The 11,807-nt window shown below is 53.6% G+C and carries 8 protein-coding genes and 1 pseudogene; 5 read left to right on the forward strand and 4 right to left on the reverse strand.

All coding sequences use genetic code 11. The annotated features are described in order from the left end of the window. Positions 1-30: 30 nt before the first annotated feature. The 3 genes from PHH59_RS00105 to PHH59_RS00115 all read left to right on the forward strand — a co-directional run bounded on the left by PHH59_RS00105 (position 31) and on the right by PHH59_RS00115 (position 4,635). Entirely contained in the window at positions 31-447 is a 417-nt protein-coding gene (locus tag PHH59_RS00105) for a lysozyme inhibitor LprI family protein (RefSeq protein ID WP_300009331.1), read from the forward strand. A 126-nt stretch (positions 448-573) separates the two neighbouring features. Continuing rightward, the gene (locus PHH59_RS00110; RefSeq protein WP_300009333.1) at positions 574-3,894 is read left to right on the forward strand and encodes a hypothetical protein; all 3,321 of its coding nucleotides are present in this window, start codon (positions 574-576) and stop codon (positions 3,892-3,894) included. A 75-nt stretch (positions 3,895-3,969) separates the two neighbouring features. Then, a complete protein-coding gene (locus PHH59_RS00115) occupies positions 3,970-4,635 on the forward strand; it encodes a DMT family transporter (RefSeq protein ID WP_300009335.1) in 666 nt (221 codons plus the stop codon). A 5-nt stretch (positions 4,636-4,640) separates the two neighbouring features. Here PHH59_RS00115 and hypF read toward each other — a convergent pair whose 3' ends face one another. The 4 genes from hypF to PHH59_RS00135 form a co-directional block, all read right to left on the reverse strand. Continuing rightward, complete coding sequence (gene hypF / locus PHH59_RS00120) at positions 4,641-6,890, reverse strand: carbamoyltransferase HypF (protein ID WP_300009339.1); 2,250 nt, start codon at positions 6,888-6,890, stop codon at positions 4,641-4,643. A gap of 15 nt (positions 6,891-6,905) precedes the next feature. Next, on the reverse strand, positions 6,906-8,033 hold the full coding sequence (gene hypD, locus PHH59_RS00125) for a hydrogenase formation protein HypD (protein WP_300009342.1): 1,128 nt from the start codon (positions 8,031-8,033) through the stop codon (positions 6,906-6,908). Between the two features lie 276 nt (positions 8,034-8,309). After that, on the reverse strand, positions 8,310-8,546 hold the full coding sequence (locus tag PHH59_RS00130) for a HypC/HybG/HupF family hydrogenase formation chaperone (RefSeq protein WP_300009345.1): 237 nt from the start codon (positions 8,544-8,546) through the stop codon (positions 8,310-8,312). Positions 8,547-8,575: 29 nt separating this feature from the next. Next, complete coding sequence (locus tag PHH59_RS00135) at positions 8,576-9,160, reverse strand: HupE/UreJ family protein (protein ID WP_300009348.1); 585 nt, start codon at positions 9,158-9,160, stop codon at positions 8,576-8,578. A 577-nt stretch (positions 9,161-9,737) separates the two neighbouring features. On the opposite strand from PHH59_RS00135, the gene hypE reads away from it, so the two are divergent. Together hypE and dapF are read left to right on the forward strand one after the other, a co-directional pair. Then, a complete protein-coding gene (hypE, locus tag PHH59_RS00140; protein ID WP_300009351.1) occupies positions 9,738-10,763 on the forward strand; it encodes a hydrogenase expression/formation protein HypE in 1,026 nt (341 codons plus the stop codon). 199 nt (positions 10,764-10,962) lie between these two features. Further along, positions 10,963-11,787 (forward strand): annotated as a pseudogene (dapF, locus tag PHH59_RS00145) (diaminopimelate epimerase); the annotation flags it as partial. Positions 11,788-11,807 lie beyond the last annotated feature (20 nt).

Here is an 11,807-nt window from a genome sequence, read left to right on the forward strand (position 1 = left end):
AAAATGTTAGGCGATTACAGAGCAAGAGTGATGCACAGAATCACTGCAATAGTGATGATGGCATTATTTTTTTCGCCAGTCGTTTTTGCAAATAACGAATCAGACAAGTTATTGGATAAACATGAAAAGTGCGGCGAATTATCTAGTTATTCACGCATAGAAGGTTGCTTCTCGCAGGTGTATAGCGAAAGCGATCGCTACCTCAATAAAGAATATAACGAGCTAGTTGGTTATTTGGATAAATTGAAAAATAAGACTCACAAAAAACGACTTATGAGTGCTCAAAGTGCGTGGATTAAGTTCAGAGATTTGGATTGTGGGTTTTATAGCGACAGCCAACCGATTCGGTTTACTAAATGTCTTTCAGAGAGAACCATCCAGCGACTAAAGGAATTAGAGGATTTCAATGTTCCTTATGCAATGGGTTGCAATGGTTGTCCTTGGTGAAATACACGCTTGTTTTGGCGGGCGTAACTGTTATGAACCTAACAAATACTTAGACGAAAAAAAACCAGCATTGATTATGAACAAAATTTGCCTTTTAAATTATCAACCCCACCCAGGAGTACCGAAATGAACTTTCATCCAACGACCAGCAGTTACAAAGACGACCGCTATTCCTTAATCCTACAAGTTGAGGAAAGTGGCAACCCCCATTTTTCACCCTACAACGATGGTTTAGGTTTTGTTACTATCGGAGTTGGTTTTAATTTATCGGATGCAAATGTACGCACTCGTGTGTTTGCCGAGATGGGAATTACAAATACTGTATTGATAAATAAATTGACAAGTTATTTAGAAAAACAACATAAAGGGGCAAGTGATTCTGATATCAAGATGACTCTGGACGGTTACATGGCGCAATACATGCCCGGCACTACCTTTAACTTCGCCAATGAAACTCAAGTAAAAAACGTTTTTGACGATTTGGTTGAAATAACATATGAAAAACGAGTCGATAATTGGGCCGCCGCATACGGCCTTGGGATTATCCCTGAATCCAAAGAACGCTTGGTATTTCTATCGCTCTCTTACAACGGCGTTTTGGGTGGAAACATAGCGTTAGCCCTTGCCGCCGACAACCGTGCCGAGGCATGGTATCAAATACGTTATGAATCAAACGGCAATGACTTGGCCGGGTTGGCTAAACGCCATTATTTTGAATCTGAAGTATTCAGCCTGTACAACAATCCAAACTCCGTCACCGAAGCCGAAGCCAAACAAGTGCTGCAAATGTACACCCGCCATCACGACAACATCACGGCGTATGAAGCGAAATATGGGGTTGGCTTGGATGGCCGCGTGGAAGGCAATAACGTTATTGACGATGCCAACAGCGATTATCACCTTTCGGGTGCCGATCAGGTGGACACCCTTGCCGAAGCATTGAGACCGGCCCGCGATATGTTGGTCGGCTTATATGTCACCCAGAAAAATATTGCCATCCACATTAACGGAGAAGTTATGGTGGGGGATTATGCCTTGGATTTATACGACCAATTAATCGGGCGTGACGAAACCAGGCCGCCCATTCCACAAACCCCGCTGCCTAGCAATGACCTTCTCATTGGCGGACAAGGTAACGATACATTAAAAGGATTGGCAGGTGATGATGTTTTATACGGGGAGGAAGGTGACGACAAACTCGAGGGCGGCCAAGGCAACGACACCTACCTTTACGCCACGGGTGACGGCGTGGACACCATTGTTGACCATGACGGCAGCAACCAAATCCAAATCAACGGCGTGACCGTGTCCGGTGAGTTCAAGCCCACGTTCAACGGCGGGCATGTCTACTACAGCGCCGATAATTCCTTCCTGTTGCAGGAACTGGCGGGCGGCAGTTGGCGGCTGGCAATGCAGGACCCGGCCAGCCATGAATACCAGGCCGTGGCCGACTTGCAGGGCTGGCAATCAGGGGAGTTCGGCATCACAAAAGGCGCGGCGGCGGACACGGTTGACCGCATCAAACTGAGCTTCCCCAACAGCACCGCCTACCTGAACCTGAACGGCAGTGCCGCGCCCAAGGCGGTGGAGTTTGACGGCGGCACCAAGAACGACTCCATCCGGGGCACCAACCTCAATGACCTCATCAGTACGGGCAATGGGGTTGCCCCTGGGGACAGCAGCAACTATGTCTACGCCGCTTATGGCGATGACCGGGTGACGGGCGGCAATGGCCGTGATTTTATCCAAACCGGCCCCAACCCCACCACACCGCTGTTTTCCGACAATGACATCGCCTATGGCGGCACCCAAACTGACGTGCTGTTGGGCGGCAGCGGCAGCGACCAGCTCTGGGGCGATGCCGATGACGGCAACTGGCAGTTTGCCGGGGCGGACAGCGGCGACCGGGGCGACTGGCTCAGCGGCGAGAACGGCAGCGATTCCCTGTACGGCAGCCGTGCCGAAGATGTGATGTTCGGCGGTGCCGGGGAGGATTTGCTCCAAGGCGGCGCGGGTGACGACCTGTTGCTGGGGGATGCGCAATACACGCCTTATCGGGGTTCCGCTTCACTTTCTTATGCAGGCCCCCTCACCGTGTCTTATCACTGGGATGCGGTCAAGGGCATCATGGATTATGCCAAAGATGCCGGCAGTTACGCCACCGATCCGGTGCTTCTCGTTTTTGGCCCTGTCTTCCAATGGTCGGCGAATGCCACGGCCGACGATTACACCCTGACCCCGGCGTCGGGGGTCGTCATGACCGCCAGCCAACGGCTGGCCACGGGCGGCGGCAACGATGTCCTCTATGGTGGCGATGGCAACGACTGGATCGCCGGACAGACAGGCGGTGACTACATTGAAGGCGGCGGTGGCGATGATGTCCTTTATGGGGATGACAAGGACGGTGTGATGACCGCCGCCGACCAGGGCGGCGACACCGTGCTGGGTGGGGCTGGACAAGACATCCTCTATGGCGGCGGTGGGGACGACCTGTTAGGCGGCGGCACGGGCGATGACACTCTCTACGGCGGCACTGGCAAAGACACCATTTTCTTCAACCGTGGCGATGGCCACGACACGGTGATAGACCCTGACCAGGACGACACCATCCTGATCTTTGGCGAGGGCATCAGCCAGGACGACATCACCCTGAAATTGGGTTCGCTGGCCCTGGATTTGGGCAATGGCGATGAAGTGCATATCGCGGGTTTTGACCCTGACAATTCCCTCAACAGCTCAAGTGTGGGCACTTTCCGCTTTGCTGACGGCACGTCCCTGACCCTGGCTGGGCTGTTGGCCCGTGGTTTTGACATTGTCGGTACAACGGCGGCCGACACCTTAACAGGGACTGATGTCGTTGACCGCATCCAAGGGCTGGACGGCAATGACCGCTTGTCCGGTAACGACGGCAATGACAGGCTGAATGGCGGCGATGGGGCGGATGTCCTGACGGGTGGCTTGGGCAGGGACAAAATCATCCTGACCGAAGCCGGGGCGGCCACTGATGTGGTGAAAATCGCCACGGGCGACAGCTTGGTGTCCAGCTATGACACCATCAGCAGTTTTGCACTGGGCAACGGCGGCGGCACAGCAAGCACGGACAAATTGGACTTGGCCAGTGCCGCCATCGCCGCCGACACCACGGGCGTGGACGGCAGCAATTTTGGGATCATCAAAAGCCACGCCATCAGCCACGGCCTGGTGACGTTCGACGACCAAAACGGCTACGCGGGCGCGTTGACCTTGGCCAACAAAGACCTGGGCAACATCTTCAAATACTTGCAGGCCAACCTGAACCAAGGCGGAACCGTGGCGTTCACCGTGGGCGGCAACAGCTATGTGTTCCAGGACGGCGGGGCCACGGACACCGCCGTGCAATTGGCCGGGGTGTCCGTGGCCGGCCTTAGCACCGATGGTCTTGGGGTTGGCGGGGTGTGGTTGGTGTAGGCAAAGCCTGACTTGGTGGCGGAGCCGCCAAGCTTGCATGGACAAGGCCGCTAAGTCGCGGCCTTGTGTGTTTTTATGGCTGGGACACTAAAATTATATTACATCGCCAGTTATCTGGATTTTCTGGGCTTGCAAACCATTTCGGCGGGTTTGGAGCGGGTCATTTTGTTCCTCTACCCGACTTTTGTCGTGCTGTTTTCCGCGCTGTTCCATAGACGCAAAATCACCTGGCGGGCCGGGCTCGCGCTGGCCTTAAGTTATGCGGGGATGCTGCTGGTGTTTCTGGAGCAATTGTCGCTGACCTCGGCGAACATCTGGCTGGGTGCGTCGTTCGTCTTGGCGAGCGCGGTGGTGTTTGCGATATTTACGATGGGCAGCGGCGTGATGACGCACAGCATCGGCTCCACGCGCTTTACCGCTTACACCATGACGGTTGCCAGCGTGGCGACGCTGGTGCATTTTGGGGTGCGGCATGGGCTTGACCTGACGCATTTATCCGTCGACATTTACGTTCTGGCATGGGTCATGGCGATTTTTTCGACCGTGTTGCCGTCATTTTTTATGAACGCGGGCATACGCAAAATCGGTGCGAGTTCGGCTTCGATCATCAGCACCACTGGCCCTATCGCCACGCTGGTGTTGGCGTTTTTCTTACTGCATGAAGCCATTACCGCGATGCAATTGGCGGGGACATTCCTGGTGTTGAGCGGGGTTTATGTGGTTAGTAAAAAGCACCGATAAAAGCATCATTGGCTTCCCGCTTCGATCACCTGACCCAAGCTGATGCCTCCATCGCCAGATGGGACGGCTTCGTGAAGAAAAACCTCAAAACCCGCTTGTTCCAATGCCGACAGTGCTTGTTCGGTCAATAGCCGGTTTTGGAATACGCCACCGGAAAGCCCAACGCGGGTGATGCCGTGTTGCCCACCTATCGCTTTTGCCTGGTCGGTGATGGCGGCGGCCAGGCTGGCGTGGAAAACGGAGCTGCGTTCGGCAGGGCTTAATTTTGTATCCAGCAAGAACGGCAACAAAGCCCCCCAGTCGCTGACAAAAACACCGGCGGAATTTTGAGCCAGTGGCAAAGCAATGCTTTCACTACTGGGCGAGCCTATCGCCTCAAGCCGCATCGCGGCATGGCCTTCATAAGTTGAATGTTGGACGACTCCGATTAAAGCAGCGGCGGCATCAAACAAGCGTCCGGCTGAACTGGTGGCGGGGCAGTTGATGCGCCGCTCCCAGACTTGCCGCAAAAGGCTAGCATCTTGACCGCAATCAGGCCAATCTATACCTTGTTCCCAGCACACCGACAAAGCGCAACGCCAAGGCTCCCGGCTGGCTTTATCGCCACCTGGCAAATAAAACGGCCTTAACGCCCCCACCCGCCGCCAATGGCCTGGTTCGCCAAGCAAAGCCTCGCCTCCCCAGACACCGCCATCTTCCCCGTAGCCAGTGCCGTCCCAGGTAAAAACCAGCATTTGTCCTGCCAACCCGTGTTCCCCAACCAACGCCGACGCGTGGGCGTGGTGATGGAAAACCGGAATGACCGGCAAGCCTTGCTGCTTGGCCCAACGGCTGGAATGGTAGCCAGGATGGGCGTCACAGACTATCGCTTGCGGACTGACACCGTAAAGCCGCTGCAAATCGGCAACGACTTGTTCAAACACTTGCGAGCTTCGCAGTGAACCCAAATCACCGATATGCGGCGAGACCACCACCCGGTCACGAAAACCCAGAGCCACTGTGTTTTTAAGATCGGCACCCACCGCCAATACGGGTTGTTCCAACCAGAACGGCAGTTTGCGCTCCATCGGCGCGAGTCCGCGACCCAGCCGAATCGGGCGGGATTTACCGGCAACCAGGCGATACACCGAATCGTCCGCCGGACGGCGTATCGGGCGGTTGTGGTGCAGGTAAGCATCGGCGACTTGGCTAAGCCGAGTTTCCACTTCGCCCCCGTCGGTCAGCACGGGTTCGCCACTTAAATTTGCGGAGGTCGCCACCAAGGGCTTACCGAAACCATCCGCCAGCAGATGATGCAAGGGGCTGTAAGGCAACATCAAACCGATTTCGTTCAAGTCAGGGGCGACGGATTCGGTCAACAAGGTGTTGGCGCGTTTTTTAACCAGCACGATGGGACGTAATGGCGAGCATAGCCCATGTTTTTCAGGTTCTTCCAATTCCGCTAATTGATCCGCCAGTTCCAAGCCATCTTTGCCCCGCCACGGCACTAGCACCGCCAACGGTTTATTAGGACGGTGCTTGCGTTCCCGAAGCCGCCGCACGGAATCGGCTTGAGCCGCATCGCATAACAGGTGGTAGCCGCCCACGCCTTTGACGGCAACAATCAAACCTTCATGCAGGGCGGCAAGACAAGCGGCTAACGCCACTTCGTCACCGCATAAATCGGGATAACTGGATCGGCGAAAACTCAGGCTAGGGCCGCAACGGGGACACGCCAACGGTTGGGCATGGTAACGGCGGTCAAGCGGATTGCTGTATTCAGATTGGCATTCGGGGCATAAGGTAAAATCGACCATCGCCGTATTGGGCCGGTCATAAGGCAAGCGGTCGATAAGCGTATAACGCGGGCCGCACTGGGTGCAATTGATGAAGGGGTAACGGTGGCGTCTTTCCGCAGGATTTTGCATCTCGGCCAGACAATCGTTGCAAACGAAGTAATCCGGCGGGATATGGGCATCGGTATGGTCGCCATCTTCGCTGGGTTCAATGGTGAAGCCAGGATACCCGCATGGCTCAACGGGAAAAATCAGGGGACATTCGGGCTGGGCAAGCGGCGGTGCGTGGTCAATAAGGGCGAGTTTGAAGGCCGTTAGTGCATCACCGGAACCCTCGGCATGAATTTCGACTTGACCGCTACAATTACGCACCCATCCGGCTAAACCCAACTCATGGGCAAAACGGCTGACAAAGGGGCGGAAACCGACACCCTGCACCCTGCCCGTAATGACGATATGAATCGCCAGTATTTCGCTCACCGGCGGACAACTAGGTCAGGCCGCATCCACGGCTTCGGTAGATTCTTTGCGTACCCCAGTCGACCACCAAATCCGGCAAGCACCTTCGTCTGACACCATGCAGGGGCCGATAGGATTTCGGGGGACGCAAGACTCGCCATACAAACGGCATTCATTGGGTTTGATTTTGCCTAGCACCACTTTGGCACAATCACAACCTGGAGGCATGGCACCGGCTTTTTTTCGTGCTTCATCGGCGTAGCTAGGAAATCGGAGACGGGCGTTGTGTGCCGCCAGTTTTTCGCTTAGCTCAAAACCCGATTGCGGGATAATCCCGATACCCCGCCAAGGTGCATCAACCACCACCAAAGTTGAATTTAAAAGCTGCTGCGCGGTAGGGTTGCCCTGCGGTTTGACAACTTGGGTGTAGCAATTATCCAGAAATATCTTTTTTTCAATAACCTGCCGCAACACCGAGTAAGTGGCGGCCAGCAGGCTTTCGGGGGTAAACCCGGCGACTGCGGTCGGAATATGGTGTTTATCAACAACAAACCGCCATTCTTCGGAACCCATAATGGTTGCAACATGACCGGGGGCGATGAGCGCGTCAAATCCTGGCGTACCTGAATCCAGCAACATGGCGACTGCGGGCCACGTCAGGCGACCGCTCATCAAGATCAATAAATTCTCAGGGATACCCTCGGCAAGCATCGCGGCGACGGGGGCGCAGGTTGTCTCAAATCCGGCGACAAAAAAAACGACGGTTTTTTCGGGGTTGGCTTTGGCACAAATCACTGCTTCGGTTGGCGACGCGATGGGCCTGATGTCGGCACCGGCGGCTTTGGCTTGCTCCAGGGTACGGACGAAGGTGCGGACGGCGGTTTTCGGCACATTAACCGGTACGCGCAACATATCCCCGAACGCCACCAAGATAATATCTTCATGCACTGCAATTTGTATGGCTTGGTAAATGTCTTCTTCAGGACAAATACACACCGGGCAACCGGGCCCTGGAATCAGTTCAATGTTTTGCGGCAGGGCGGTACGCAATCCCGCCATCGAAATGGATCGCTCATGCCCACCACAGACATTCATGATCCGAACTTTTTCGGGCAGTGGCAGTGCGCGGATTTTTTCCAGTGTGTGTTTTGCACCAGTCGGCATGATATTAGCTCAGATGTGGACAGCTTGGTTGCTTAGGAATGGGCATGAAATGAATTCGCGGATCAAGACCTGTCAGGTTTCTTGTGCCCCAGAGGGTATCAAAACCTGACAGGTCTGACGAGCCGGTGCGGAAATTATTTCATGCCCGTTCCTTAAGGGATAACACTTTGTTTTGGCGGCTTGGGCATGAAGCAGTGATACGAATAACTTTTTCTGCACGACGGGGTTTTGCCATCGCCATCACCTACCCCCATCAAGTCCCCACACAGGGAAAGCTCATGCACTGACGAAGTCCTCATCCAGCATTTGGTCAAGCAACTCCCAAGTGGATAAAGCTTCCTCTTCAGAAATTTTCTGGATGGCGTAGCCCACGTGGATCAGGATGTAATCGCCTATTTGCACCGTCTCGTCTTGCAACAAAATCAGGCTGACATCACGTTCCACGCCCTTAGAGGCACAACGGGCATTAAAGCCATCAATACGGGTGATTTGCATCGGAATAGCTAGGCACATGGTGGCTTCCCTGTAATAATCAAGAGTAATTAGACTGCCACCAACAGCAAACCGCTAGCGGCAACCAGCGCATAACCTGCGATGCGTTGGATTATTTTGTACTGGCGCAAGCTTAGGGCAAAACCGATACCGACGCCATGCAGCAAGATGGTCGCCAAGACAAAGCCGATTCCATAGAAGATTGGCGTAGCGGCTTGAGGCAATTCCAACCCATGCGCGTAGCCATGAAACACGGCAAACAGGGCGGCCAAAGCGGCTCCTGCGCCAGCCGGCAAACGCACCGGGCCAGCGATCAACAAACCCAAAACCAGCACGGAACTAGCAACCACCGGTTCCAGAAAAGGCAAAGGCAAGCCGACCGAACCCAAAGCGGCAGCGGCGGACATGACACTGACAAAAGTGAGCGGAACCAGCCAAACGGCCCTTCCACCCAATTGCGCCGCCCAAATGCCAACGGCGATCATCGCTAACAAATGATCCAAACCCATAAAAGGATGGGCCAAACCCGCCAGCAAACCAGCATCATAAGCACCGAAAGTATGGGCTTCGGCACTCGGCATAACCGCCGCATAGACTATCAGGCCCAACCAAGAATGAGAAAATTTTGCTTTCATAATTATCACCTTAATGTAGTGGAAACATTGACCTTAACCAGACCTTCGCCATTCGGGCCGGGAACATGCACGGCGCAGCCTATGCAGGGAGCCAAACTGTGGATTGTACGCAAAATCACCAACGGCTGCCAAGAAACTGGCCTTTAACTAATGGCACCGCCAAAAGCTGCTCCTGTGAAACAGGCTTTGGCGAGTGTCCCGCTCAAATTCCAATTCGACAAACGCCCACAACCGATGGTGAAGCGCGTATTTAAGTGTAGCCATCGGCATACTCCTTACGGAATATGTCTACTGTATTTTCTTTAGGTGCAAAACCAAGTATTTTAATGAGCTTGATGTCCAACATCTTATTTTCTTAATAAACTTTTTAATTTTCAATAAATTAGTGAGTTCTATTGTTATATTTGTTGATGTGTTCTCAATATACCATAAAGCTATTATCAAGCACTATCGGCATAGCCTGGTTTATTCCACCGTCAAACTATGCGGCAATCCGACAAAACATATTAAACTTGGCAAAACATCTCAAAACCGCATCAATTGTTGGCCTTCCATAACCCTAATACTGACAAAAACCATGAAAATACCATCCTTCTTTACGGACTCCCACATCGCCCTCGCCCACGGCAATGGCGGTCGGTTAATGCGCGAATTGATCGAGGCCATATTTGCCCGCCATCTAAGCAATGAACTTCTGGACACCCGTGTCGATGCGGCGTGTTTGCCGTTTGGGATGGATTCGGGGGAAATCATGGTGACCACTGACGGTTTCACCGTGGAACCCTTGGAGTTTCCTGGCGGAAATATCGGCAGCCTTGCCGTGCATGGCACGGTGAACGATCTGGCCGTATCTGGCGCAACGCCACTTTATCTGACGCTCAGTGCCTTCATTGAGGAAGGTTTGGAAGTGGCGTTGCTGGATCGAGTCCTGGCAAGCATGGCGCAAGCTTGCCAGGACAGCCATGTCAAGGTCGTCGCCGGCGATACCAAAGTGTTGCGTCGTGGTCAGGGCGGCGGCATTTATTTTGCCATGACCGGCATAGGCCTGCGCCCATCCCATTTGCGGCTAGGTGTGGACCAAATCCGTCCCGATGATTTGATTTTACTCAGCGGTTCCATAGGGGATCATGGCACCGCCGTATTGCTCGCCCGTGAACAATTCGGTTTATCTGGCGAACTCCAATCTGACTCAGCCAGCGTTTTACCCATCACCCAAGCATTAATCACAATCCCAGGATTGCGCTTTATGCGTGATCCGACCCGAGGCGGTGTGGCAACGGTTGCCCATGAAATCGCGGCGGCGACCAATACCACGATTCGGCTTAAAGAAAACCCAATTACCATTGCCGATCCGGTGCGCACAGTTTGCGCCATGTTAGGTTACGATCCCTTGTATTTGGCTTCTGAAGGCCGTGTCATCGCCGTTTTGGAACCAGCCGGCGCGGAAATTGCGCTAGGCCGGTTGCAAGGCTTGGGTTATGCAGATGCCGCGATTATTGGAACCGTAGTTTGTGGACGGCCACAAGTTGTCCTTGAAACAGAACTGGGGGGCGAGCGTATTTTGCCAGAGCTGGAAGACGATCCCTTGCCCCGTATCTGTTAAGCCCCCTGCTCATTTACTGGCAAGCCCTTAAAGAAAGGAATTATTTTCTTTACATTGCCTTGCCGATTTTCTAAAGTCCCCTCCCAAGGTAAGGCTATGCAACCCAATACCCAACCATCATCTGCTAAGCGTGACAAAGTGGATATTTTGCAACAACGGCTGACCGGCGCCTTTTAAGCTCCGCAGAAAATAGATAACGATGATTAACTTTACGAAAATGCAAGGCTTAGGCAATGATTTTGTCGTCATTGACGCCATTTCCCAGGCAGTTGACTTAACGCCGGAGCAAATCCGCTTTATGTCCGACCGCCACTTCGGCGTCGGTTTTGACCAGTTGCTATTAGTTGAGCAACCTGTCAGCAGCAATGCCGATTTTAAATACCGCATTTTTAACGCCGATGGGGGTGAAGTCGCCCAATGCGGCAATGGTGCGCGATGCTTTGCCCGCTTTGTGCGTGACAAAGGTTTATCGGCTAAAAATACCATTTGTGTTGACACCGATTCCGGGCAATTGACCTTGCATTTTGATGCCGATGGTTTAATTACCGTCAATATGGGCATCCCCCGCCACGCGCCTTGGGAAATCCCCATGCAGGCGGAACAGGAAGCCAAGTTTTATACCGTCCCGATCAACGACACCGAAAAAGCGTTCGGGGCGGTGTCCGTGGGCAACCCCCATGCGGTGATCCAAGTCAATGACATCAAAACCGCACAAGTCAAAGAAATCGGGGCGATATTGGAAAGCCATCCCATTTTTCCAGAACGCGCCAATATCGGCTTTATGCAAGTCCTTGACCGCGGGCATATCAAATTACGGGTTTACGAACGCGGTGCCGCCGAGACCTTGGCTTGCGGCAGCGGCGCGTGTGCCGCCGTAGTGATTGGCATTGAACAACATTTGCTGGATCAAGATGTCACCGTCGAATTGCCAGGGGGGGAGTTAAAGATATATTGGGCGGGACGCGGTGAACCGGTCTTGATGACAGGGGAGGCAAAATCCATTTATGACGGCTGCATCAACTTGGCTGGCGGGCAGCAAATTGC

The sequence above is a fragment of the Methylovulum sp. genome (assembly GCF_028687615.1).
GTDB lineage: Bacteria > Pseudomonadota > Gammaproteobacteria > Methylococcales > Methylomonadaceae > Methylovulum.